This window comes from Mycolicibacter sp. MU0083 (genome assembly GCF_963378075.1).
In the GTDB taxonomy this organism is placed as follows: domain Bacteria; phylum Actinomycetota; class Actinomycetes; order Mycobacteriales; family Mycobacteriaceae; genus Mycobacterium; species Mycobacterium kokjensenii.
Genome location: NZ_OY726394.1, coordinates 3,222,897 through 3,247,056 on the forward strand (window position 1 = coordinate 3,222,897; position 24,160 = coordinate 3,247,056).

The window sequence follows — 24,160 nt, forward strand, 5'->3', positions numbered from 1 at the left end:
GCTCGGACGTCAGCCGGCGGCCAACGGGTTTGTCCAGCGCAGGCCGGGGAATCGCTGGAAGTCGGAGTCGGCCGAGGCAAGCTCGACACCGTGTTCGACGGCCAGCGCGGCAAGTTGCGCATCGGGAACCAGGTTTCCGGTGACGTCAATCTGCTTGCATAGTCGGGCGCAGACGCGTGCGGTGGATGCTCCGGCAGGAGGTATCCAGACCACCGGTACCGCCAGCCAGTCCTCGACGTAAGCCCAGGCGTCGGATGCACTCAACGGGTTTGCACTCACCCGCGGATGCGTGACGATCCGCAGGAATGCGCCGATGGTCTGCCATGGCAGACCAATCCTGTTGGCCCCGTTCAATATCTCTTCCAACCACGCCGCAGCCACCGCGTTGTACCTGCTGTCCGCATCTACTGCGTACAACAGCAGGTTCGCGTCGACGATCATCGGCCGTCGTCGAGCAGATCAAGCACTTCGGCCACGTTGGTGACATCGACCTTCAGCCCAACCGGAGCGGCGCGATGACGGTATCGGGACCTGGGCGCATCCGCCTGTGCCGCGATTCCCCGGCGCGCGAGCAGATTCAGGGCTTCACTGATCCCGAGACCGGTACGCCGAAGCCGTTCGATCTCGGCAACGACATCACTGTCGAGCACCACCGTTGTCCGCACCTCCACATCATACGTCGCCCGCATCATGATGCGTTATCTAACGCATATCGATGCGCCACGGTGCATCACCGCCCTACCTGCGGTAATTCCTCGGCCGCGATCTCACACGGGGTCTTCGTCGGCTGGTCGCTCGCGGCCTCGGCAGCCGGGTCGCCGTCGGTTTCGCCGGATCCGGGCTCCTGGGCTACCGGTGTCGCATCCGGCGTGGCTGCGTCGGCCGGAATCGCCTCGCCGGGTTCTTCGGAGAGCGCTGTGGCCGCCACCGCCGGTTCGGTCTCGGTGTCGGTCTCGGGATCGCCGGCATCCTCGACATCCGTCGGATCCTCGGATTCGTCGTCGACGAAGGCGGGGGCATCGGCCGGGGCCTCGAATCCGGGATCGCCGAGCGCGTCCGCCAGCCGCGGGGCCAGCCCGCCGAGACCGCCGAGACCTCCCAGCCCACTACCACCGCCCAGCGGCAGCCCACCGGTGGGCAATCCCAGGTCGCCGGGCAGCCCCATGCCCGGCAGCGGCGCCGGATCCGTCGGTGTATCGCCGACCGGAGCGGCCGGAGCCGGCGGGGCATCGGCCGATGCCGGCTCGGGTGCGAACGTCTCGTCCGGGGCAGGCGTTGACGGCGGCACATCGGCGGGAATCGACGTCGGTGCGACCAGGACCGCGCCGGTGGCACCGGACCCGTCGAGCGGGGTGGTCGGGCCGAGGTCTGCGGGGATGGCGAACAGCACCCCCGCGCCGGGGTCCGCCGCCGCGATCGCGGATGCGTAGACCGCCACCGCCTGGTCTTTCGCCGACCGCACCGCGGCCGCCCATTCGCCGCGAATATCGTTGTCCACGTAGGGCATCACCTGCTTTTCGACGATGTCCACGGCGTGCGGGTCGTCGGTGCCCGAACTCACCGCATGCGCCGCGGTAAGCCACCCGGATCCCCGGGCACCCACCCGCCCGTCGACGGCCAGCACGGCCGCCACCTTGGTATCGACCAACCGCCACAAGGTGTCGCGCAGCGCCCCGCAGGCGAGGGCTGCGGCCCGAAGCCGGCGCGTCAGTTCGGTGCCGGCTGCACAGTGCCGGCGCAGGAATTCGGCGGCAGCCTCGGCACCCGGCCCCCGCCACGCGCCGGCCAGTTCCGCCGACTGTCCGCACTGCCGGAGCAGGATGTCCTCGACCGCATCGGCCAGGGCGCCCAATGCGGCGCAGTCGGCGTCGAGCACGTGCAGGTCCAGTCCGACTTCACTGTCGTAGCGGTCGGCGAGTTGCCCCTCGTAACCGGTCAGGTCGGGATCGCGATAACCGAGGCGGTGGCAGGCCGACACGTAAGCCTGGGTGTGCGCCACCGCGTCGCGCCCCTCGGCCAGTCGCGCGGACACATCGAATCGCTGCGCCATCTCAACCGACCCGCTCCGTTGCCACCGCCTCGGCGTCGGTGTAGCGCACCAGGCCCGCCCGCAGCGCCACGGCGATCTCGGCGCTGGCCCGCGACCAGCGCGCCAGCTCGGGCGACCACGACTGCAGCGTGGCACGCAGCGCATCCCCGGCTCCGGCATGGTCACGCCCTGCGGTTCGGCCGTCGAACACCAATCCGCCCAACCGGATTCGTGCGGTGTCGATCTCCGCGGAGGTCGATTCCAATCGATCCGCTATCGCGTGCAGCGCTGCGGGGTCGAGGTAGAGCAGTTGTCGTCCCATACCGGGTATGACGCAGGCCCGACGGCCCCGGTTCCCGTCTCGGTCCGGATCAGTGCCGGGCTCTTACCGCGTCGGCGACGTCCTCGGCGATCCGCTGCGCGGTATCCGCGTCGGAGGCTTCCACCATCACCCGGACCAACTGCTCGGTTCCCGAGGGGCGCAGCAGGATTCGGCCGGATTCACCCAGTTCTTCCTCGGCACGCCGTACCGCCTCGCGCACCGCCGGGTGCCCCACCGCCTCGGCTTTGTCGGCGACCACGACGTTGATCAGTACCTGCGGCAGGGTGCGCATCGCCGCGGCCAGACCCGCCAGCGGCGTGCGGGTCTGCACCATCCGCGCCATCAGGCGCAGACCGGTCATGACACCGTCGCCGGTGGTGGCGAACTGCGGCAGCACGATATGACCGGATTGCTCGCCACCCAGGGTGAATCCGCCGGCCCGCAACTGCTCGAGGACGTAACGATCGCCGACGTCGGTGGTGTGCACGGTGATCCCGGCGGCACGCATCGCCAGATGCAGTCCGAGATTGCTCATCACCGTCGCCACCAGGGTGTCGTCGGCCAGTTCGCCGGCGTCACGCATGGCCAGCGCCAACACCACCATGATCGCGTCGCCGTCGACCACGTTGCCGTCGGCGTCCACCGCGAGGCACCGGTCGGCGTCCCCGTCGTGCGCCAGTCCCAGGTCGGCGTGGTGCTCCGCTACCGCGGCGCGCAACGGTTCCAGGTGCGTCGAACCGCACCCGTCGTTGATGTTGAGCCCGTCGGGCTCGGCGTTGATCGCGATCACGGTGGCGCCGGCGGCCCGGTAGGCGCGCGGCGCCACTTCCGACGCCGCGCCGTGCGCGCAGTCCACCACCACGGTCAGACCGTCGAGCCGGGTCCGGTGGGAGTCACCGAGATGCCGCAGGTAGCAATCCAGCGCATCCTCGGCGTGGACGACGCGGCCCAGATCGGCGCCCACCGGGCGCAGGCCGGGCCCCGCATTGACCAGGTCCTCGATCTCGTCCTCGGTCGCGTCGTCGAGTTTGTGGCCACCGGGGCCGAAGAATTTGATGCCGTTGTCGGGCATCGGGTTGTGCGAGGCGGAGATCATCACCCCGAAATCGGCCTCGTAGGCCCCGGTCAGGTAGGCCACGGCCGGGGTCGGCAGCACACCGGCACGCAATGCGTGGACGCCCTGGCTGGTCAATCCGGCGATGACCGCCGCCTCCAGCATCTCGCCGCTGGCCCGCGGGTCGCGGCCCACCACCGCCACCCGGCGCCCGGTGCCCGTCGACAGCCGCTGCGCCGCCGCACCGCCCAGTGCGACCGCCAACTCAGCGGTCAGCTCCCGGTTGGCGACCCCGCGGACGCCGTCGGTACCGAACAGTCGACCCATAACTATCCTTTATCGCCGCGAGTGTGCGTGTCCCCTATCCGACACGCCGTTGTGGGGCCGGAAACACGCACCTTGGAAACAACAAGCCGGGGGCACCTTCCGCGTGCGGAAGGCACCCCCGACTCGCTGCCAGAATGCAATCGCAGATCAGCGCTTGCTGTACTGCGGAGCCTTGCGGGCCTTCTTCAGACCGTACTTCTTGCGCTCGGTGGCCCGCGGGTCACGAGTCAGGAAGCCGGCCTTCTTCAGCACCGGACGGTCTTCGGGGTCCACCAGGATGAGCGCGCGGGCCAGAGCCAGCCGCAGCGCACCGGCCTGGCCGGAGGGGCCGCCGCCGTCGAGGTGGGCGTAGACGTCGAAGCTGTCCACCCGGTCCACGGTGACCAGCGGAGCCTTGATCAGCTGCTGGTGCACCTTGTTCGGGAAGTAGGCCTCCAGGGTGCGGCCGTCCAGGTTGAACTTGCCGGTGCCGGGCACCAGGCGCACCCGCACCACGGCCTCCTTGCGGCGGCCGACGGTCTGGATGGGCCGTCCCAGGTCGTAGGGCTCGTAGGCCGGCGCGACCTCGTCGTGCACCTCTACGGCCTCGGCAACCTCAACGGTCTCTTCGACCTCGGGGGCCTCAGCGCCTTCAAATGCAGTCTCGGTCATTGCGCCACCTGCTTGATTTCGTACGGGGTCGGCTGTTGGGCGGTGTGCGGATGCACCGGCCCGGCGTAGACGTGCAGCTTGCGCTGAATCTGACGCCCCAGCTTGGTGTGCGGGATCATCCCGAGGATCGCCTTCTCCACGACACGGTCGGGACGGGTCTCCATCAGCTCACCGATGCTGCGCTTGCGCAGTCCGCCCGGGTAGCCCGAGTGACGGTAAGCCATCTTCTTCTGCAGTTTGTTGCCGCTGATGGCAACCTTGTCGGCGTTGATGATGATGACGAAGTCACCGCCGTCAACGTTCGGCGCGAATGTCGGCTTGTGCTTGCCGCGCAGCAGGGTTGCTGCCGCAACGGCGAGCCGGCCGAGCACCACGTCGGTGGCGTCGATGACATACCACGAGCGTGTGGTGTCACCCGCCTTCGGCGCATAGGTGGGCACAGCGCTTACCTCTTCTTTTCAACTCGAGCCGGGTGTTCCCGGTTCATGCGGATCCCGGTGCGAGCCGGGTGCCGGTCTGGCGTGTGCGGCGGGATGGTTCTCGGCGACCGACATTGACCCGAGGACCCGCTGTGCCGCTAGGCACCGCACGCCAACGGTGCAGCTTACCGGCGCTGATCCGGGCGGGTCAAAACGACGATCGGCCGCCCGCCGGAAGCACGAGCCGGTGTGGCCCCGTCGGCACTCTCACCGTCGGGGCCACACCGTGTCCGGGGGCGGCCTCTCCTACCTCCCCCAAGCTCCCGCGGCACGGCGATCCGCGTCGGCGATGTCGGCGGTACCGTCGCGTACCGCACCGCCCAGGTCGACCAAGATCCGATTCAGCGCGTCGGCCGCCTGCTGCCAGCGCAGCTGTTCGGAGTGATAGGCGCCGGCCGCCTCCCGCGTCCAGACCTGCTGCAGCGGGACGATCCGGGATCGCAGATCTTCCAGGGCCGCGTTGAGCCGGGTGGCGGTGGCGTGGATCTCCTGGCGGACGGTGTAGTCGATCTGCTCGAAGTCATAGGACAGGGCGTCCATGGTCCGGCCCCTCAGATTCCGCTGCCGACGGCGGCGACGTGGTGCGAGTGCACCTCGGCGGCCTCACGCAGCGCACGTTCGTTGTGGCGGATGGTCTCGGCGATGCGGGCCAAGGCGTGGTGCAGCCGCAACGATTCGGTATTCCACCGGTCCAGGACGTCCTGGAAGCGGGCGGCCGCCAAACCGGACCACACCGACGGCGGTACGGCACGCATCCGGTCGACGAACGCCTGCAGCATTCCGCGGATCTCCTCGTTGCGGGTGTCGGTGGTGGCGGCGACGGTGAGCATGAGGTCGAAGTCGACGCTGAGCGCGGTGGTGCTTGCCGATCCCGGCGGTGTGGCCATGGTTGCCCCCGATTCGTGGTGTTCGTTCGCTGTCATGTGATTCGACGGCGCGCGGACGACTCGGGTTCCCCTTTTCTGCCGGCGTCTCCGGCATCCGGCCTACGACACTCCTCAGGTGTGCCCTGGGTCACATATTCAGCGGGCAAACCGGATAGAGTCAGGTCCGCCGTTCTCGGCTGGACCAAAGGAGGGGACCATGGGGGCTGGTCTGGGGGTAGTTCTGACCGCCGGTGTCGCGGTGGCGGGTGCGGGCCTGATGGCCCCGACGCCACCACCGGCGACGCCCACTCATACCGACCCGGTGGTACTCACCCGTGTCGACGGCCCGCTCGGCGACGGCACCGCGCTGGTGCCGGGCGCCAGCTTCATCGCCACCCCCAGTCAGGGCTGGCTCAGCGCGTTCAACCGGCTTTACCTGGAACCGCACGGCTTCACCGGTGACTCGGTGGCGATGACCACACCGGAGTCGCTGTATCCGTTCACCGGCCCGTTCAGCATGACGTTCGACAGTTCGGCCGCCCAGGGCATGCAGATCATCGAGGATGCGATCAAAGCGCAGCTCGCCGCGGGGGGCGTCAGCGCGGACAACCCGATCGTGATCGGCGGCTACTCGCAGAGTTCCGCGATCGACGCGCTGCTGATGCCGAAGCTGGCGGCCGACGGGATCGACCCCGATCTGCTGCACTTCGTGCTGCTGGGCGATCCCAGCAACCCCAACGGCGGCATGCTGGAGCGGTTCGCGTTGCCGGAGGGTTCGACCCCGGACGCCACCACTCTGGGGCTCACGTTCAGCGGCGCGACGCCGTCGGATCTGTACCCGACCGATGTCTACACCTTCGAGTACGACGGCTTCGCCGACTTCCCGCAATACCCGATCAATCTGCTGGCCGATATCAACGCCTATCTGGGCATCGTGTTCAACCACATCGCGTACCTGGGTCTGACCCCCGAACAGCTGACCCTGGAAGCCGACGGCGGCACCCTGGTGCAGCTGCCCACCCTGGACCCCGACAGTCTGACCAATTACTACATGATCCAGTCCGAGAGCCTGCCGCTGTTGATGCCGCTGCGACTGGTGCCGTTCGTCGGCAATCCGCTGGCGGATCTGCTGCAGCCTGCGCTGTCGGTGCTGGTCAACCTGGGCTACGGCAACATCGAGGAAGGCTGGTCGCCCGGGTACGCCGACGTGCCCACGACGTTGGGCTTCCTGCCCGACCAGAGTGTGCTCGAACAGGTTCCGGCGGCCCTGTGGGACGGCCTGCTGCAGGGCGTGCAGGACGCCCTGCGGGATCTCGGCGATCCCGCCAACTACCAGTTGATCTCACCCCAGACGATGGACTACGTGCTCGGGCCGCTGCTGAACTCCGCGACGGCGGCGTTCAACCTCGACGGATCGTGGCAGGACATCTCCGACTATCTGTCCACGTTCCTGGCCGGGGCCGCGAACTGGTTCACCGAAGGTTTCTCGGAGATCTCGTTGGAGCACACCGGGATACCGTTCGTCGACATGGCCGGCGCCTTGCTGTTCACCCTTCCGCAGCTGGCCGTGGACGTCTTCAACACCGAGATGGCCGCCGGCAACCCGCTCGACGCGATCGGCGAACCGCTGGCCGCACTGGTCGGGCTCGCCCCGCTGATGCTGATCGGCGCGATCTTCTAACCGATGGCGTGCGCCGAGCGCACCGCCTGCTCGCAGACCGCTCGGAGCACGGCGTCGCCGCCGGGGCCGTGCTGGCAACCGATCCCGATCCGCAGTGCGCCGTCGATCAGCACCGCCCAGTCGATCTGGTGATCGGCGCGCACCTCGCGGTAGGTGACCGCGGGCCGCCCGGCGCTGGTTCCGGCCGGGTCGAACCCGACGAACACGCCCGGGGCCTCCGTTTCGGCGCGCAGCAGTCCCCGCTGCAGCGGTTCGGCCACGGCGGCCAGGGTGTCGCCCGGGGCCGGCGCGTGGGTGATGTGCAGCACCAGTTGCGGGTTCTCCGGGGACACCACCTCCACCCGCGAGCTACCGGGCCCACCGTCGACCCTCCGCAGCTGCCAGCCCGTCGGCACATCCACCGCCACCCGGCCCGCGACGACGTACGGTGCGGCGTCGCGGGTGCCCGGTACCGCGGCGTGCTGGAACCCCAAGGCCACCACGCCGATTCCCAACGCCGTCGCGGCCGCCGGCGCGCCCCGCGATCGGTGTCGGGGCGGCTTCGGTGCGGCGGCGGGGCCGTCGGCCGGGGAGCGGACTCGGGGACGCGCCGGCGGCAGTTCGTCGATGACGGTGACCGGTTGCGCCGACGGCAGTCGTTGCGCGATCAGCGCGGCGAGCGCCGCCGCGCCGCCGACGCCCGCCGGTGCGTCGATCACCACGGTGCGCCGGTCACCGCTGCATGCGGTGGCGACCCGGCCGGCCACGGCGTCGGCGACGTCGCCGGGCGAGCCGATGCGCGGCTCGGCGCCGATGTCGCCGTCGGCGGTGATCGCCACCAGCCCGCCGGCGATCTCCACCACCACCGCATCCCCGAATCCGGCGGTCACGACCGCCGCACGTGACCGGGTGAGCACCGCACCGCTGATCCGGCGCGCCGCCGCGCCGAGCAACTCCACGCGCCGCACCGGCCACCACGACGGGTGGACGAGCTCCAGCGACTCGGCCGGCTCGAGGCAGGTCAGTACGTCCTTCAGCAGTTCGGTTGTGGCGACCGGTTGTCCGTCCAGCAGAGCGATAGGCTCGTCGATCCATTCCAGGGCAGCCATGGATTCCGCTGATTCGGTTGCCCCGCAACATAGTCTGCGCAGGACCGCGGGACCGGCCTCGATCACCGCCCGGTGCCCGGTACTCACGGCTCCCACGCCACCTGGATGAGCCGTTCCCCGTCGGCACGGGTGATCAGGGTGCCGCGTCCGGGCGGCAGGACGCGCGGACGGGCCGGGCCCGGCGGACAGTCCGCCGGATCGGTGCTCATCATCAGACGCATCGCACCCAGGTCCTGCAGGGTGGCCAGTATCGGCTCGTACATCGACCGGGCGACTCCGCCGCTGCGCCGCGCCACCACCAGGTGCAGTCCGAGGTCACCGGCATGCGGCAGGTAGTCGAGCAACGGCGCCAGTGGGTTTCCCGCCGTGGCGGCGACCAGGTCGTAGTCGTCGACGACGACGTAGAGGTGCGGCCCCGACCACCATGACCGGTCCCGCAGTCGCTGCACGCTCACGTCGGCGCCGGGCATCCGCCCGGCCAGCATCTCGATCCACCCGGGCAGCAGTGCGGTCAGCGCGGCCGCCGATACCGCATAGCCGGCGAGGTGTTCGGGCGGTACCGCATCGAGCAGTCCGCGTCGGTAATCGACGACCAGCAACCGGGCCTGCTCGGTGGTGTTCGCCCGCACCAGTTCCCGGCAGAGCGTGCGCAGCACCGAGGTCTTCCCGCATTCGTTGTCGCCCAGGATGATCAGATGCGGTTGGCGTTGGAAGTCGACGGCGACTACCTCGAGGGCACGCTCGTCGATCCCCAGTGCCGGTGCGGTGCCGACGGTGGTCACCAGGCCGGCCCGGTCCACCCGGGTCGGTAGCGGCCGGATCGGTGCTGCGACGACGCCGCCGGGGTGTCGCAGCGGTTCGCATCCTTGGGGGCGGGCCACCAGCATGTGCATGCCGTCGCGGGTCAGGCCGCGCCCGGGCCGATCCGCCGGAACGCGTTGCGCCTGGCGACGGTCCAGTTCGGATTCGGCCGGATCCCCCAGCCGTAGCTCGATGCGGGTGCCGATCAGGTCACGCAACGCCGGCCGCACGTCGGCCCACCGCGCCGCCGACAGCACGATGTGCACGCCGTGGGACAGGCCGTGCGCGGCCAACGCGACCACGGCCGACTCCACCTCGAATTCACGGCACAGACCGGCCCAACCGTCGATCACCAGGAAGATGTCGGGGTCCGCGTCGCCGTCGGCTCCGTGGCGGCCGGGCCGACCGGCCTCGCGGCGCGCCAGCACCGCCCCCAGTTCGGCGACGATGCGCCGGACCAGGTCCGGGTTCCCCCGGTCGGCGACCGCGCCCACCTGGGGAAGTCCCCCGACCGATGACAATCCCCCACCGCCGAAATCCAAGCAGTAGAAGTTGATTCGTGATGCATCGTGGGTTGCGCTCAGTGCCGCGATCAGGGTGCGCAATGCGGTCGTCTTGCCCGACTGCGGGGCACCGACCACCGCGAGATGCCCTTCTGCACCACCCAATCTGACCGACAGCGGAGTCCGGCGCTGGTCGAAGGGGCGGTCCACGACTCCGATGGGCACGGTGAGTTCGGGGTACCGGTCCTCGAGCAGGGAACCCAGCTCCGGTGAATCGCCCAGCGGCGCCAGCCATATCTCGCGGGCCCGGGCCCCATGCCCGCAGATTTTTTGCAGCATCGCGTGGAAAACGGTGCGCTCAGACGTCGCGGCGGTGCGCTCGATCGCGCCGCTCGGTGCTGCGGTGAACGGGACCGGCCGCACACCGGCCGGCGGGGCGCTCGGGCAGGGCCCGGACACGTACGCCGTCTGAAAGCGTCGTATCGCGCCGTCGGCGGTGCGCAGGTAGCCCAACCCGGGACTGTTGGGCAGCTCGTGGGCGTCGCCGGTTCCCAGCACGATGCGTGATTCGGCCGCCGACATGGTCTTGAGGCACACGCGGTAGGACAGGTGCGCTTCCAGCCCGCGCAGGCGGCCTTCGTCGAGCCGCTGACTCGCCAACAGCAGATGCACTCCCAGCGATCGACCCAGCCGGCCGATCGCGACGAAGGTGTCCAGGAAGTCGGGGTGCTGGTGCAGCAGTTCGGAGAATTCGTCGACGACGATCAGCAAGGCCGGCAAGGTGGGTAACTGCGGTTGCCCGGTGCCGCGGGCCCGGACGTAGGCGCGGATCCCGGTGGCTCCGGCGGCCCGCAGCAGTTCCTGCCGCCGGTGCAGTTCACCGGAGAGCGCGTCGTGCATCCGCTCCACCAGGGCCGCCTCGGCGGCGAGATTGGTGATCACCGCGGCGACGTGGCGGGCCGCCTCGAACCCGAGAAAGGTTGCGCCTCCTTTGAAGTCGACCAGGATGAAATTCAGGTCGTCCGGCGAGTGCCGGGTTGCCAGCCCCAAGATCAGGGTGCGCAGGAACTCCGACTTTCCCGAACCGGTGGCACCGATGCACAGCCCGTGCGGTCCGCTGCCCTGCTCGGCGGCCTCCCTGAGGTCCAGTTCCACCGGGTCGCCGCGGTCGTCGATGCCGATCGGGACACACAGTCGCCGGCCCGGTGCGTCGGCCCACCGCGCCGCGGGATCGAAACGCTCGATGTCGGTGATCCCCATCAGCCCGGCCCATCCGCGGCCCGACGCCCCGCGGTCTTCGGAGCGATATGCGGCCAGTCGACGCGCGCAGACCAGCGCATCGGCGCGGCTCAGAGCATCCGTTCGGCAGGACAGTCCGGCCGCGTCGCTCAGTGTCGTCGCGGTCAACTGCAGGCGCCGAATCGGTGCCCGGACACCGACTTCGGCGACCCGCAGGCCGGTCGCGTCGTCGCTGACCAGCACCGCCCGTCGACCGCTGAGATCGTGCTCCGCGGTCGCCGGGTCGGGGTAGCTCAGCCGGCTCGGCCCGGCGGCATCCGTCGCCGACGGATGCTGATGGTGCGGCAGCCATTTCAGCCAATCCCACTCGGCGGGCCGGTCGCCGGGTACGGCGGCGATCAACAGTGTCTCCGGACCGTGCAGGGCGGCCAATTGACAGATCAGTGCACGTGCCAGGCCCCGCGCCCGGTCCCCGTCGCCATCGATCAGCAGTGCGGGCCCACCCAGGATCGGCAGCGCGATGGGAGTCTCGTGCACCACCCCGTAGGTGTCGAGGAAGCGTCGTAGCGCGTCCTCGGTCACCGGGTCGATCCGGCGGGCCGGATCATCGTCCGGACCGACCGGGCGAACGGCCGCGGGTGTCGTCCCGGTCCCGACCCGGGCCGAGCCGAACAGCGGATCACCGGGGCGGCGGTGCCACATCCTGGGTCCGCCGGCGATCAGCCACAACGTGTCCGGGTCGGGGTGCGACCAGCACAGGAACGCCCGCTGCCCCTCGGCGGCACGACGAACCGTACCGCGCACAGTCGCCAAATAGCCCAGGTATTTCTCCCTGGATTGATCGATATCGTTGCCGCGAAACCGTTCTCGTCCGTGGACTGCGGCGGCGCCGGCGGAGGCGAGCAGCATCAGCGGGAACAGCCCGAACATCGGGCTACGGCCGGCCGCCCCGGCCGAGCGGTACAGGAACACGGTCACGCCCAGCATCGCCGCCGCCATGACGACCGGGATCATCCGCGTCAACATTGCCCGGCCGTCGTTCGGGTCCACCGATGGTGGTGCCGCGACGGCGATTTCGGTCGGCATCGGGGACGTCGGCGGGCTCTCGTTCGGCACGACACCGGTCATCGGCACACCGTAGGCAGGACCGATTCCCCCGGCAAGTCAGCTGTGGACAACCGAAAGCAGCCGGCGCCCGGGCGCAGTAATGTGCGGCCCAATCGCGCCGAAAGGGGAACGGACGTGTCGAATTCGGACTCCGGTATGCGCCGGGTCGCGGTGCACTCCGAGACCGCGCACGCGGATCTGGCGCTGCCGTCGCATCTTCCGGTGGCGACGTTGATCGCATCACTCACCGAACTGCTGCCGTTGCCATCGGATGCAGATGTGCTGCGCCCCTATCGGATCGGCAGGCCCGGCCATCGGCCGCTGGACGGGTCGAAGACCCTGGCCCAGCAGGACGTCGGCGATGGGGCGGTGCTGATGCTCAGCCGCCGGGAATGGCCGGCTCCGCGACTGCGGTGCGATGATCCGGCCGAGCGGGCCGCGACGGCGATAGCCGATGCGGCATACCCCTGGGGCACAGTCCCGCGGCGGCTGACCGCGGCCGCGGCGGTGACCGTCCTGGCGGGGGTCGCCGGATTCGTCGCGATACCGGGCGGGCCCGGTGCTCCGCACGCACTGGTGGGCACCGCTGCGGCGGGGACGGCGGCCCTGCTGGCCGTGCCGTCGTGCAACTGCACCGCTACGGTGCGCACGACCTTGTGCTGTCTGGCCGGACTGGCGGTGCTGGCGGCGGTGGCGGGAACGGTGGTCGCGCTGACCGGCATTCCGCTGTCGTGCTGCGGCGCGGTGGCGACCGTCGCCGGAATCGTCGTGCTGCGTGCGGCGGGCCGGATCGCGGCGGCGGTGACCGGGCTGGCTCGCCTGCGGGATGCCGTGGTGGCGCCGGTGCGCGCGGCGCACGACGTCCTGACCGGCCTGGTGGTCGGGGCGGCGGCGCTGGTGCCGTCGGGCGTGGCCGTGGCGGCCACCGCGGCGGGATCGGCACCGGCGCCCCGCATGGTCACCGTGGCGTTTGCGGCGTCTGCCGCTGCGGCGATAACGCTTCGGGCCCGGTCGCACCGCGACGGTGTGCAGGTCGCCGCGCTGATCACCGGCGGTGCCGTCACGGCGGGCATCGCCGTGCTGACGGCGGCCGTCGCCGCGCCGCCCCTCTACTCGGCGGCCGTCGCCGTACTGCTCGCCGGTACCGCCGTCGGGGCGGGATTCTCCGAGACCGCGCCACCGCCGCTGCTGCGTCGCTGCGGTGAGATGCTGGAGAGTGCGGCGTTGAGTTCGGCACTGCCGCTGATGTTCTGGTTGTGCGGAATCTACCGGGCCGTCGGTGATCTCGTCCTGGTCCGGTCGTGAGCACCCGCCGCAGCGCCCGGTTGGCGACGGTGGTTCTGCTGCTGGCGTCGACGGCGTGGTCGCCGCCGGCGAACGCCGTCGCACCGCCCCCGGTGGACCGCACCCGGTTGCCGGCCGCCACCCGACCCGCGCCGGCGGCACCCACCGTGCAGCGCGAGGTATGCACCGTCCCGTCCCGGGAATCCGGACCGCCGCCGACCCAACTGGACGGGTTGGACCTGCCGGCGGTGTGGGCGCTCACCCGCGGCGCGGGCCAGCGGGTCGCGGTGATCGACACCGGTGTCGCCGCGCACCGCAGGCTGCCCGGCCTGGTCGGCGGTGGCGATTACGTGGCAGGCGGCGACGGTACGCAGGATTGCGACGGGCACGGCACACTGGTGGCCGGAATCATCGCGGCAACACCGGATCCGGTGGCGGATCGGTTCAGCGGCGTGGCACCGCAGGCCACCGTGATCGGTATCCGGCAGACCAGTGCCCGCTTCGGCACCGCCCACGGAACCGGTGGGGTCGGCGATGTCGACACCCTGGCCAGGGCGGTGCGTACCGCCGCGGATCTGGGCGCCTCGGTGATCAACATCTCCGCGGTGGCCTGTCGGCCCGAAGGCGCCGGCCTCGACGACAGAGCGCTCGGCGCCGCACTCGCCTATGCCGTCGAGGTCAAGAACAGTGTGATCGTCACGGCGGCGGGAAACTCCGGTGCGGAGTGCGGCACCGACGGCCCGCCGATCGTGACACCGGCCTGGTACGACGACTACGTGCTGACCGTCGGATCGGTCGATGCCGGCGGTGCCCCGTCGGCCTTCACGCTGCCCAGCGCCTGGGTGGACGTGGCCGCTCCCGGGGAGGCCGTGCTGTCGCTGAGCACGGTCGGCGATGCGATGGCCGACACCCTGGACGGTGCGCCGATCGGCGGCACCAGTTTCGCCGCACCGGTGGTCAGTGGTCTGGCCGCGCTGATCCGCTCTCGGCACCCGGACTGGACACCGCGACAGGTGATGGACCGGATCACCGCCACCGCCCATCACCCGCCCGGCGGCCGTGACGATTTCGTCGGCGCCGGTGTGATCGACCCGCTCGCCGCGGTCAGCGCAGCACCCGCGTCCCCGCCGCACCGCGCCCCACCGCCGCCGACGCCGACCGGCCCGCCGGCGCCCGCTGCCGACACCGGATCGAGCGGTTTGCGCGCCGCGGTCGCCGGAATCGCGGGCCTGCTGACGTTGTTGGCGGCGGTGCTGATCGGCCGGGCGGTCACGGCGCCGGGACGACGTCGCGGGCCAACAGTGCCTGATCCCGACTGAGGCGGGGACCCGCCGGGAGGCCGGCCAGCATCGCCCACGGTGCCCGGGTCGGCGTGGCGGGCAGGCCCAGACTGCGTGCCGCCTCGTAGTCGCCGATGGTGAACCGCACGCCGCTGTCGGCGATCAGATAGCCCGCGCCGCTTACCTGCCCGGCACTGTCGGCAGCCCGCACGTAGGCGATCCGGCCGGGCGGCAGATAGACGCCGTCGAGGGCGGGGCCGGGGCCGTCGGCCTGCGCCAGTGCGGTCACCGCCGCGGGCTCCGGTAGGCCACTGCCGTTCGACACGGTGACGCGGTCCGGGGCGTCGGCGCGCCAGTGCACGCAGAACCGCGCGGACAACGCGGGCATGCGGGGGGCGGTGTCCGGCATGCCTGCCGATGCGGCTTCGGGGATGGCGTTGAGCAGCAGTGCCGAGACCGGCCGCACACCGGGGTCGTCCCCACCGGGGTCCCCCGGGGCCACCGCGACCCGTCGCCCGCCGCGGATCAACTGGACCGCCCCGGCCTCGGCGCGGACCGGTATCGCCGCCTGCGGGTCGAGGATCCCCGCCTCGGACGGATCGGCGCCGACGAGCAGGGTCGTCCCCGCCGGCCCGTCGCACAACGACCAGGTGACGGTGTCGGGCACGGCGGTCCCGAGCACGCCCGGAGCACCGGGTATGCCCAGGGGTGGGCCGCGGCGGGCCCGGCCGACGGCCCCGGTGTCGACCGGACGAGGCTCGACGGCACCGGCGATGAGCCGGGCCGACGCCAGGTTGAGCACCGGGTGCACCGTGTCCCGGACCCGGACGTACAACGCACCGGTGGCCCGGTCCAGCACGAGGGGCGCGTCGGGGATGCCGGAGCGGGGATGCACGGCCGCCAGTAGCGCGGCAACGGCGGTGACGATCAAGGCCGCCACCGCACCGCGGCCCAGGGCCCCGCGGCCCGGCGTCGGGTCCGGTGTCGCCCGGCCGCACCGCAGGGCACGCTCCATCCGGGCGGCATGGAAGCGCTGCGCGCTGACCTGCAACCGTGTCGTGGTTCGCCCCGCGAATTCAGCCATCTCTCCCCGCCGTGGTGTGACGCCGAGGCTAATCCGGCGGCCACGTGATCTGTCTCCGGTTGTCCACAGGGTTGCCGGTAGCGATCTCGGGTTTGGGTAACATGCCGGTCATGCGTTGTGTTCGATCGAGCAGCCTTTTCTCCGCGACATTGCTGGCTGGCGCACTGCTGGCCCTGCCGGCAGCGGCCCCGGAGCTCACTCCGAAGGCCTCCGCCTATGACTGTCCCGACGTCGAGGTGATCTTCGCCCGCGGCACCAGCGAGCCGCCGGGCGTCGGCCGGGTCGGGCGCGCCCTGATCGACTCGCTGCGTCAGCAGACCTCGAAGCGGGTCGACGAGTATGCGGTCAACTACCCCGCCGGCCGACTCCAGCTGGGCGGCGGCGACGGCGCCAACGACGTGATCCGTCGCGTCAAGGACGCCGCCAATGTCTGTCCGGACACTCAGTTGGTGTTGGGCGGCTATTCGCAGGGCGCGTCGGTGATCGACATCGTCACCGGAACTCCGGTCGGTGGAATCAGCTGGGGCAACGCACTGCCCGCCGAGTACGCCGACCAGGTGGTAGCGGTGACGACGTTCGGCAATGCCGCGGTGCGCGCCGGCGGCCCGATCAGCGCGCAGAGCGCCCTGTTCGGTTCCAAGGCCCTCGACCTGTGTAACCCGGGCGACCCGATCTGCCACGAGGGTCCGGGTAACGAGTGGGTCGACCACACCGACGGCTACATTCCGGCCCTGACCAGCCAGGCGGCGAACTTCATCGCCGGCCGACTGCGCTGACCTGCGGCGATACGCTTAGTTAGCTCATCAATTCTTCTTTTCGCTACTATCGTTTCCCGTGAAGGCATACCGCATCCTGGCGGCCGGAGCCGCCACCGCAGCGCTGCTGATCAATCCGACCCCGTCGACGATGGCGACGGCCTCGGCCGACGGCTGCCCGGACGTCGAAGTCGTCTTCGCCCGCGGCACCAGCGAACCCCCGGGGCTGGGCCGGGTCGGCGACGGCCTGGTCAACGCCCTGCGGGCCCGGACGTCCCGCTCGGTGGGCGCCTACGCGGTGAACTATCCGGCCACCTATGACTTCGGCCGGGCCGCCGACGGCGCCAACGACGCCAGCGGCCATGTGATGTGGATGATGGAGAACTGCCCCGGTACCCGTTTGGTGCTCGGCGGGTACTCCCAGGGCGCGGCGATCATCGACATCATCGCCGCGGCACCGGTGCCGGGCTTCGGCTTCACCGCGCCGTTGCCGCCCCAGGCGGCCGACCACGTCGCGGCGGTCGCGGTGTTCGGCAATCCGTCGAACAAGCTCGGGCAGCCGCTGACCAACAGCCCGGTGTACGGGTTCAAGACCATCGACCTGTGCACCGACGGGGATCCGGTCTGCTCACCGGGCCGCAACTTCGCCGCCCACTCCGGCTACACCCCCGGGATGACCAATCAGGCGGCCGGGTTCGTCGCCGGCCTGCTGTAGCACAAACGCCCCCACCGGCGACCGTGCGTGTCTGTACGCCGACACGCCGCGATAGCCGTACAACCGTGCACGCTCACGCAGGCGCCCGAAACGGTCAGCCGGGCTTACGGAGATCCCGGGTGATCAGGATGCGCGCCCCGAGCTGATCGTCCGGCGGATAGTCGACCCCGACCAGGCTCAGCCCGCGGGCCGGGGCGGCGGTGAAATCACTGGAGCGACGGTCCGCATGCAGCAGATCGGCACACCACGCGGCGTCGCGCCGATGCTCGCCCACGGCCAAAACCGCGCCGACCAGCGAACGCACCATCGACCAGCAGAACGCATCTGCGCTGACGTGGGCGGTGATCAGATCGCCGTCCCGGACCCAGTCGAAGCGCTGCAGTTCGCGGATGGTCGTCGCGCCCTCGCGATGACGGCAGAACGCCGCGAAGTCATGCAGACCCACCAGATGCCGTGACGCCTCGGCCATCGCGTCGACGTCCAGCGGACGCGACCAGGCGGTGACGTAGCGGGCCGACTGCGGCAGCACCCCGTAGGGCGCGGTCGACAGCCGATAGGCGTAATGGCGCCGCAGCGCGGAGAAGCGCGCATCGAAGTCGGCGACGGTACGCCGGATCGCCAGCACCCGGACGTCGTCGGGCAGGAAGCGCGCCAATCTCCGGGTCAGCGCCAGGAATTCCGGCTCGCCGTCCCGCCGGGTCCGGGAGTACGCATGCTGCAACGCCGACGTCGGGACATCGAGGTGGGCGACCTGCCCGGTGGCATGCACCCCGGTGTCGGTACGCCCCGCCGCGAACAACCGCATCGGAACGCGGAACACGGTCGTCAGAGCCTCATCGAGGACTCCGGCGACCGTGCGCTGTCCCGCTTGAACCGCCCAGCCGGCGAATTCGGTGCCGTCATAGGCGATGTCGAGCCGAAGCCTCACGACTTCGGCGTTGCCGTCAGGACTCGTCGGTGCCCTCGGTGGACTCGCCGGTCTCGGCAGCGTCGGTGCTCTCGGCAGCCTGCTCCTCGACCTTCTCCTCCTCGGCCGGCTTGGCGGTCGCCTCGGCCTTGGCCGCCTTCTCCGCCTTGGCCGCAGCACGGCGGGCGCGGTCGGCCTCGTTGACCACCGTCTTCTCCCGGACCAGCTCGATCACGGCCATCGGGGCGTTGTCACCCTTGCGCGACTCGACCTTGATGATCCGGGTGTAGCCACCGTTGCGGTCCGCGAAGTGCGGGGCGATCTCGGCGAACAGCGAGTGCACCACGTCCTTGTCGCGGATCTTCTTCATCACCTCACGCCGGTTGTGCAGCGTGCCCTTCTTGGCGTGGGTGATCAGCTTCTCGGCGTAAGGACGCAACGCCCGGGCCTTCGGCTCGGTCGTCTTGATCCGACCGTGGGTGAACAGCGACGTCGCCAGGTTGGCCAGCAGCGCTTGCTGGTGCGAAGACGAACCGCCGAAACGGGCACCCTTGGTGGGCTTGGACATTGCGACTTCTCCTAAATGGGGCCGACCCCCGTATCAGGTAGGGCCGGGACGGCTCTCTTATCGAGAGGTTGGGCGTTAAAGCTGCTCGGTTTCGGCGTAGTCCTGCTCGTCGTATCCGGCGTCGGCCGACCAGGTGCCGGTGGCGACGTCGTATCCGGCGACCTGCGACGGGTCGAAGCTGGCCGGGCTGTCCTTGAGCGACAGACCAAGCTGGTGCAGCTTCACCTTGACCTCGTCGATGGACTTCTGACCGAAGTTACGGATGTCGAGCAGGTCGGACTCGGTGCGGGCGACCAGTTCGCCGACCGTGTGCACACCCTCACGCTTGAGGCAGTTGTAGGAACGCACGGTCAGGTCCAGGTCGTCGATCGGCAGTGCGAACGACGCGATGTGGTCCGCTTCGGCCGGCGACGGCCCGATCTCGATGCCTTCGGCCTCGACGTTGAGTTCACGGGCGAGACCGAACAATTCGACCAGGGTCTTGCCCGCCGAGGCCAGGGCGTCGCGGGGGCTGATGGAGTTCTTGGTCTCCACGTCCAGCACCAGCTTGTCGAAGTCGGTGCGCTGCTCGACACGGGTCGCGTCGACCTTGTAGGTCACCTTGAGCACCGGCGAGTAGATCGAGTCGACCGGGATACGGCCGATCTCCGCGCCCGACACCTTGTTCTGCACGGCCGGGACGTAACCGCGACCGCGCTCGACGATCAGCTCGACCTCGAGCTTGCCCTTGTCGTTCAGGGTTGCGATGTGCATGTCGGGGTTGTGCACCGTCACGCCCGCCGGCGGCACGATGTCACCGGCGGTGACGGCACCGGGGCCCTGCTTGCGCAGGTACATGGTGACCGGCTCGTCCTCTTCCGAGGACACCACGAGGCCCTTGAGGTTCAGGATGATGTCGGTGACGTCTTCCTTGACCCCGGGGACCGTGGTGAATTCGTGCAGCACACCGTCGATACGGATGCTGGTGACGGCCGCACCCGGAATCGACGAGAGCAGGGTGCGACGGAGCGAGTTGCCCAGCGTGTAGCCGAAGCCGGGCTCCAGGGGCTCGATGACGAACTGGGACCGGTTTTCGGCCAGTACCTCTTCGGACAGAGTCGGTCGCTGCGAGATCAGCATTGTGTGTTTCTCCTTTTCGACGCCCGCTATATGACGCCTTCGGGGGGGGCACTCGGGGGGTTGTCCCCCGAGTATCGGATTACTTCGAGTAGAACTCGACGATCAGCTGCTCGGCGAGCGGAACGTCGATCTGCGCGCGCTCCGGCAGCTGGTGGACCAGGATGCGCTGACGCTCCCCGACCACCTGCAGCCAGCCCGGGATCGGGCGGTCGCCCGCGGTCTCCCGGGAGATCTGGAACGGCACGGTGTTGATCGACTTGTCCTTGACATCGATGATGTCGTACTGCGACACCTGGTAGCTGGGCACGTCGACCTTCACACCGTTGACGGTGAAGTGGCCGTGGCTGACCAGCTGACGGGCCATCCGACGGGTGCGGGCCAGGCCGGCGCGGTAGACCACGTTGTCCAGCCGGCTCTCCAGGATGCGCAGCAGTTCCTCGCCGGTCTTACCGCCACGACGGACGGCTTCCTCATAGTAGCGACGGAACTGCTTTTCCATCACGCCGTAGGTGAAGCGCGCCTTCTGCTTCTCCTGCAGCTGCAGCCGGTATTCGCTTTCCTTGATCCGCGCGCGACCGTGCTGGCCGGGCGGGTAGGGCCGCTTCTCGAATGCCTGGTCGCCGCCGATCAGGTCGACGCCGAGCCGGCGGGACTTGCGGGTGGCGGGTCCGGTGTAACGAGCCATGTTGTTTCTCCTCCTCGAACCCGACTAGACGCGACGCCGCTTGGGCGGACGGCAACCGTTGTGCGGCTGCGGGGTGACGTCGGAAATGGCACCGACCTCCAGGCCCGCGGCCTGCAGCGAACGGATGGCGGTCTCGCGGCCCGAGCCCGGGCCCTTGACGAACACGTCGACCTTCTTCACGCCGTGCTCCTGCGCCTTGCGGGCGGCGTTCTCGGCGGCCAGCTGCGCGGCGAACGGGGTGGACTTACGCGAGCCCTTGAAGCCCACGTGGCCCGACGACGCCCACGCGATCACGTTGCCCTGCGGGTCGGTGATCGTCACGATGGTGTTGTTGAAGGTGCTCTTGATGTGAGCGGCACCGTGCGGGACGTTCTTCTTTTCCCGCCGCCGGGTCTTCAGACCCTTCTTGGGGCCGGTCGCTTTCTTCGGTGGCATGACGGTTACCTGGCCTTCTTCTTACCGGCGATGGTGCGCTTCGGGCCCTTGCGGGTACGCGCGTTGGTCTTGGTCCGCTGGCCGCGCACCGGCAGACCGCGACGGTGCCGCAGACCCTGGTAGCAGCCGATTTCGATCTTGCGACGGATGTCCGCCTGCACCTCGCGGCGCAGGTCGCCCTCAACCTTCAGGTTGCGCTCGATGTAGTCACGCAACTGGGTGAGCTGGTCGTCGGTGAGGTCCTTGCTGCGCTGGTCCTTGTCGATACCGGTCGCGGCCAGGATTTCGTTGGAGCGGGTACGGCCGATGCCGTAGATATAGGTCAGCGCGATCTCCATGCGCTTATCGCGCGGCAGGTCGACGCCCACAAGTCGAGCCATGGGGGCATGCCCCTTTCATCATCGTTACGGAGGTTGTGATCCCAGCCCGTTCCCGGCGAGTAAAGATCCGGGGCCCGGCCTCCGATCCGGGCGTGTGTGAACGGCCTATCCGTTCACTGGTACTGGGAGGTCTGCATTCAGTTGTGGCTGGTGCCCGGCCGACGCCGCGCTAGCGGTCGCCGGTTAGCCCTGGCGCTGCTTGTGGCGCGGGTCCGGGCAGATCACCATGACCCGGCCGTGCCGACGGATCACCCTGCACTTGTCGCAGATCGGCTTGACGCTGGGGTTGACCTTCACGGCTGCTGTGGTCCTGTTCTAATCGCTGGTTGACGTTTTTCGGGTGGCGCTTGGGGAGTTACTTGTACCGGTAGACGATGCGTCCGCGGGACAGGTCGTAGGGCGACAGCTCCACAACCACCCGGTCCTCGGGAAGGATGCGGATGTAGTGCTGCCGCATCTTGCCGCTGATGTGGGCGAGCACCTTGTGACCGTTCTCCAGCTCAATGCGAAACATCGCATTGGGCAGGGGCTCGACCACTCGACCCTCGACCTCGATAGCACCGTCTTTTTTGGCCATTACTCTCCGGCGATCCTCCGTGTCTGACTTACTTGCCTTGTCGCGTATGCATGCGCCCGCCACGGCGCAGCATCGACTACGACTACAAAACGTGGGCCGGTGAGAGGAGATTCCAGGTCAAGGCCGAGAATCTCAGACTGGGCACGCAAGAGTCGGCGTGAACGCCGCACCGCCGTCCCACGATACCCGCTGAAGGGCCGGGACCAAAATCGCCGACGGTGACAGAGACGGTGACAGACTAGTGCCGGCCCGTCGCCGCCGTCGGCATCCAGCGAGAGGACGTCCATGACCGAAGCACTGGCACTCAAACCCGAGCTGGGGCGCTACGCGGTGTGGACCTTCGGATCCCCCACCCCCGAGCAGGCCACCGAGATCGAACGCCTGGGTTACGGCGCGATCTGGGTGGGCGGCTCACCGGCCGCGGACCTGGCGTTCGTCGAACCGTTGCTGGCCGCGACGTCGACGTTGCAGGTGGCCACCGGGATCGTCAACGTCTGGTCGGCGGCGGCCGGTCCGGTCGCCGCGTCCTACCACCGCATCGAGACCGCGTTCCCGGGGCGGTTCCTGCTCGGCGTCGGTGTCGGGCACCCCGAACACACCGCCGAGTACCGCAGTCCCTACCGGGCGCTGACCGACTACCTGGACGCGCTGGACGAAGCCGGGGTCCCCACCAGTCGTCGGGTGCTGGCGGCGTTGGGCCCCAAGGTGCTGCGGTTGGCGGCCGAGCGCAGCGCCGGGGCGCACCCCTACCTGACCACCCCGGAGCACACCGCGAGCGCCCGCGAACTGGTCGGCCCGTCGGTGTTCCTCGCCCCCGAGCACAAGGTGGCGCTGACCACCGATGTCGCCGCGGCCCGCGCGGCCGGGCGGGAATCGGTCGACTTCTATCTGGGACTGTCCAACTACGTCAACAACTGGCGACGACTGGGCTTCGACGACGCCGACGTGCGCACCCCGGGCAGCGACCGGTTGATCGACGCGATGGTGGCCCACGGAACCGCCGAGGCGATCGCCGCCCGACTGGCCGAGCATCTGGACGCCGGCGCGGATCAGGTGACGATCCAGGTGTTGGGCGGCCCGACGGCCCTGCTGCCGACGTTGACCGCATTGGCCGGCCCGCTGGGTCTGTGATTTCGGCGCGGTCGCGACCGCTGAGCGGGACAAACCGCGCCGAAATCGCAGGAGGGCCCGGGCTAAGGTGACCGCATGCGTCTACTGGTGACCGGCGGCGCCGGGTTCATCGGCGCCAACTTCGTGCGCTGCACCCTCGCGCAGCGCCCCGACGTGAAGATCACCGTGCTGGACGCGTTGACCTACGCGGGCAGCCGCGAGTCGCTGGCCGGCCTGGAGTCCGAAGCAGACCGGTTCCGGCTGGTCGAAGGCGACATCACCGATGCCGCGCTGGTCGGCGAGCTGGTAGCCGAATTGGCGCCCGAGTCGGACGCCGTGGTGCACTTCGCCGCCGAAACCCATGTGGACAACGCGCTCGCGGACCCGGAGCCCTTCCTGCGGTCCAATGTGATCGGCACCTTCACCGTGCTGGAAGCGGTGCGCGCCCATCCGGTGCGGCTGCACCATATCTCCACCGATGAGGTCTACGGCGAGTTGGCGCTCGATGATCCGCGCCGGTTCACCGAGCTGACCCCCTACCACCCGTCGAGTCCGTACTCGTCGACCAAGGCCGCCGCCGATCTGTTGGTGCACTCCTGGGTGCGGTCCTACCGGATCCGCGCGACGATCTCGAACTGCTCCAACAACTACGGGCCGTACCAGCACGTGGAGAAGTTCATCCCCCGCCAGATCACCAACCTGTTGACCGGCCGCCGGGCCAAGCTGTACGGCAGCGGCGCCAACGTGCGCGACTGGATCCACGTCGACGACCACAACAGCGCGGTCTGGCAGATCATGACCGGCGGCCATCCCGGTCGGACGTATCTGATCGGCGCCGACGGCGAACGGGACAACCGCAGCGTGCTGCAGACCATCTTGCGGCTGATGGGCCACGACCCCGACGACTTCGACCACGTCGCCGACCGTCCCGGCCACGATCTGCGTTATGCGATCGATCCGTCGGCGCTGCGCGACGAACTGGGCTGGAAACCCGAGCACACCGATTTCGAGGCCGGCCTGGCCGCCACCATCGACTGGTACCGCGCCAACGAATCGTGGTGGATGCCGTTGAAAGAGGCCGCCGAGGCCCGCTACGCACAGATGGGGCGCTGAC

The 24,160-nt window shown here is 69.6% G+C and carries 28 protein-coding genes; 8 read left to right on the forward strand and 20 right to left on the reverse strand.

Features of this window, described 5'->3' with window-relative positions; translation table 11 throughout:
- Nucleotides 1-9: 9 nt before the first annotated feature.
- From RCP38_RS15060 to RCP38_RS15100, 9 genes are all read right to left on the reverse strand, one after another.
- Complete coding sequence (locus RCP38_RS15060) at nt 10-441, reverse strand: TA system VapC family ribonuclease toxin (RefSeq protein ID WP_308473734.1); 432 nt, start codon at nt 439-441, stop codon at nt 10-12.
- Nucleotides 438-665, reverse strand: coding sequence for a CopG family transcriptional regulator (locus tag RCP38_RS15065; RefSeq protein ID WP_308473735.1), 228 nt, complete (start codon nt 663-665; stop codon nt 438-440). Before RCP38_RS15065 ends, RCP38_RS15060 begins: the two co-directional genes overlap by 4 nt.
- Nucleotides 666-730: 65 nt before the next feature.
- On the reverse strand, nt 731-2,050 hold the full coding sequence (locus RCP38_RS15070) for a hypothetical protein (protein ID WP_308473736.1): 1,320 nt from the start codon (nt 2,048-2,050) through the stop codon (nt 731-733).
- 1 nt (nt 2,051) lies between these two features.
- The gene (locus tag RCP38_RS15075; RefSeq protein WP_308473737.1) at nt 2,052-2,351 is read right to left on the reverse strand and encodes a hypothetical protein; all 300 of its coding nucleotides are present in this window, start codon (nt 2,349-2,351) and stop codon (nt 2,052-2,054) included.
- Nucleotides 2,352-2,400: 49 nt separating this feature from the next.
- Entirely contained in the window at nt 2,401-3,732 is a 1,332-nt protein-coding gene (glmM, locus tag RCP38_RS15080) for a phosphoglucosamine mutase (protein ID WP_308473738.1), read from the reverse strand.
- Between the two features lie 147 nt (nt 3,733-3,879).
- Nucleotides 3,880-4,383: a 30S ribosomal protein S9 gene (gene rpsI / locus RCP38_RS15085; RefSeq protein WP_308473739.1), complete on the reverse strand. Its 504-nt coding sequence runs from the start codon at nt 4,381-4,383 to the stop codon at nt 3,880-3,882.
- The gene (gene rplM / locus RCP38_RS15090; RefSeq protein ID WP_308473740.1) at nt 4,380-4,823 is read right to left on the reverse strand and encodes a 50S ribosomal protein L13; all 444 of its coding nucleotides are present in this window, start codon (nt 4,821-4,823) and stop codon (nt 4,380-4,382) included. The genes rpsI and rplM overlap by 4 nt, the downstream gene beginning before the upstream one ends.
- 285 nt (nt 4,824-5,108) lie before the next feature.
- Nucleotides 5,109-5,402 (reverse strand): WXG100 family type VII secretion target, encoded by a 294-nt coding sequence (locus RCP38_RS15095; RefSeq protein WP_308473741.1) that lies wholly within the window; start codon nt 5,400-5,402, stop codon nt 5,109-5,111.
- Nucleotides 5,403-5,413: 11 nt separating this feature from the next.
- Nucleotides 5,414-5,749 (reverse strand): WXG100 family type VII secretion target, encoded by a 336-nt coding sequence (locus tag RCP38_RS15100; protein ID WP_308473742.1) that lies wholly within the window; start codon nt 5,747-5,749, stop codon nt 5,414-5,416.
- A 196-nt stretch (nt 5,750-5,945) separates the two neighbouring features.
- On the opposite strand from RCP38_RS15100, the gene RCP38_RS15105 reads away from it, so the two are divergent.
- Nucleotides 5,946-7,409: a PE-PPE domain-containing protein gene (locus RCP38_RS15105; protein WP_308473743.1), complete on the forward strand. Its 1,464-nt coding sequence runs from the start codon at nt 5,946-5,948 to the stop codon at nt 7,407-7,409.
- Here RCP38_RS15105 and RCP38_RS15110 read toward each other — a convergent pair.
- Nucleotides 7,406-8,497, reverse strand: coding sequence for a type VII secretion-associated protein (locus RCP38_RS15110; protein ID WP_308473744.1), 1,092 nt, complete (start codon nt 8,495-8,497; stop codon nt 7,406-7,408). The two genes, RCP38_RS15105 and RCP38_RS15110, sit on opposite strands and share 4 nt — an antisense overlap.
- Before the next feature lie 83 nt (nt 8,498-8,580).
- Nucleotides 8,581-12,054 carry a type VII secretion protein EccCb gene (gene eccCb / locus RCP38_RS15115; RefSeq protein ID WP_373692370.1) on the reverse strand — a complete coding sequence of 1,158 codons (3,474 nt, stop codon included), beginning with the start codon at nt 12,052-12,054 and terminating at the stop codon, nt 8,581-8,583.
- On the opposite strand from eccCb, the gene RCP38_RS15120 reads away from it, so the two are divergent.
- The 3 genes from RCP38_RS15120 (at nt 12,038) to mycP (ending at nt 14,750) form a co-directional block, all read left to right on the forward strand.
- Nucleotides 12,038-12,181 carry a hypothetical protein gene (locus tag RCP38_RS15120; RefSeq protein ID WP_308477468.1) on the forward strand — a complete coding sequence of 48 codons (144 nt, stop codon included), beginning with the start codon at nt 12,038-12,040 and terminating at the stop codon, nt 12,179-12,181. The genes eccCb and RCP38_RS15120 overlap by 17 nt on opposite strands.
- A gap of 101 nt (nt 12,182-12,282) precedes the next feature.
- Entirely contained in the window at nt 12,283-13,452 is a 1,170-nt protein-coding gene (locus tag RCP38_RS15125) for an EsaB/YukD family protein (protein ID WP_308473745.1), read from the forward strand.
- Entirely contained in the window at nt 13,449-14,750 is a 1,302-nt protein-coding gene (mycP, locus tag RCP38_RS15130) for a type VII secretion-associated serine protease mycosin (RefSeq protein WP_373692372.1), read from the forward strand. The genes RCP38_RS15125 and mycP overlap by 4 nt, the downstream gene beginning before the upstream one ends.
- On the opposite strand, the gene eccB is transcribed toward mycP, so the two are convergent.
- Complete coding sequence (gene eccB, locus RCP38_RS15135; RefSeq protein ID WP_308473746.1) at nt 14,701-15,795, reverse strand: type VII secretion protein EccB; 1,095 nt, start codon at nt 15,793-15,795, stop codon at nt 14,701-14,703. The two genes, mycP and eccB, sit on opposite strands and share 50 nt — an antisense overlap.
- Before the next feature lie 110 nt (nt 15,796-15,905).
- Between eccB and RCP38_RS15140 the strand changes: the two genes are divergently transcribed.
- Nucleotides 15,906-16,571 (forward strand): cutinase family protein, encoded by a 666-nt coding sequence (locus RCP38_RS15140; protein WP_308473747.1) that lies wholly within the window; start codon nt 15,906-15,908, stop codon nt 16,569-16,571.
- Between the two features lie 58 nt (nt 16,572-16,629).
- Nucleotides 16,630-17,265, forward strand: coding sequence for a cutinase family protein (locus tag RCP38_RS15145; protein WP_308473748.1), 636 nt, complete (start codon nt 16,630-16,632; stop codon nt 17,263-17,265).
- 94 nt (nt 17,266-17,359) lie between these two features.
- On the opposite strand, the gene truA is transcribed toward RCP38_RS15145, so the two are convergent.
- The 8 genes from truA to infA form a co-directional block, all read right to left on the reverse strand.
- Nucleotides 17,360-18,253, reverse strand: a complete 894-nt coding sequence (gene truA, locus RCP38_RS15150) for a tRNA pseudouridine(38-40) synthase TruA (RefSeq protein ID WP_373692524.1) — start codon at nt 18,251-18,253, stop codon at nt 17,360-17,362.
- Nucleotides 18,210-18,740 (reverse strand): 50S ribosomal protein L17, encoded by a 531-nt coding sequence (rplQ, locus tag RCP38_RS15155; protein ID WP_308473750.1) that lies wholly within the window; start codon nt 18,738-18,740, stop codon nt 18,210-18,212. The genes truA and rplQ overlap by 44 nt, the downstream gene beginning before the upstream one ends.
- A gap of 75 nt (nt 18,741-18,815) precedes the next feature.
- Nucleotides 18,816-19,859: a DNA-directed RNA polymerase subunit alpha gene (locus tag RCP38_RS15160; protein ID WP_308473751.1), complete on the reverse strand. Its 1,044-nt coding sequence runs from the start codon at nt 19,857-19,859 to the stop codon at nt 18,816-18,818.
- A gap of 79 nt (nt 19,860-19,938) precedes the next feature.
- Nucleotides 19,939-20,544: a 30S ribosomal protein S4 gene (gene rpsD, locus RCP38_RS15165; protein WP_308473752.1), complete on the reverse strand. Its 606-nt coding sequence runs from the start codon at nt 20,542-20,544 to the stop codon at nt 19,939-19,941.
- 24 nt (nt 20,545-20,568) lie between these two features.
- A complete protein-coding gene (rpsK, locus tag RCP38_RS15170; protein ID WP_308473753.1) occupies nt 20,569-20,979 on the reverse strand; it encodes a 30S ribosomal protein S11 in 411 nt (136 codons plus the stop codon).
- Between the two features lie 5 nt (nt 20,980-20,984).
- Complete coding sequence (gene rpsM, locus RCP38_RS15175) at nt 20,985-21,359, reverse strand: 30S ribosomal protein S13 (protein WP_024443769.1); 375 nt, start codon at nt 21,357-21,359, stop codon at nt 20,985-20,987.
- A 183-nt stretch (nt 21,360-21,542) separates the two neighbouring features.
- A complete protein-coding gene (gene rpmJ, locus RCP38_RS15180; RefSeq protein ID WP_003919293.1) occupies nt 21,543-21,656 on the reverse strand; it encodes a 50S ribosomal protein L36 in 114 nt (37 codons plus the stop codon).
- Between the two features lie 58 nt (nt 21,657-21,714).
- Entirely contained in the window at nt 21,715-21,936 is a 222-nt protein-coding gene (infA, locus tag RCP38_RS15185) for a translation initiation factor IF-1 (RefSeq protein WP_003418601.1), read from the reverse strand.
- Nucleotides 21,937-22,221: 285 nt separating this feature from the next.
- Here infA and RCP38_RS15190 point away from each other — a divergent pair, with 285 nt between their 5' ends.
- On the forward strand, nt 22,222-23,067 hold the full coding sequence (locus RCP38_RS15190) for an LLM class F420-dependent oxidoreductase (protein ID WP_308473760.1): 846 nt from the start codon (nt 22,222-22,224) through the stop codon (nt 23,065-23,067).
- 75 nt (nt 23,068-23,142) lie between these two features.
- Nucleotides 23,143-24,159, forward strand: a complete 1,017-nt coding sequence (gene rfbB, locus RCP38_RS15195; protein WP_308473761.1) for a dTDP-glucose 4,6-dehydratase — start codon at nt 23,143-23,145, stop codon at nt 24,157-24,159.
- The last annotated feature ends 1 nt before the right edge of the window (nt 24,160 follow it).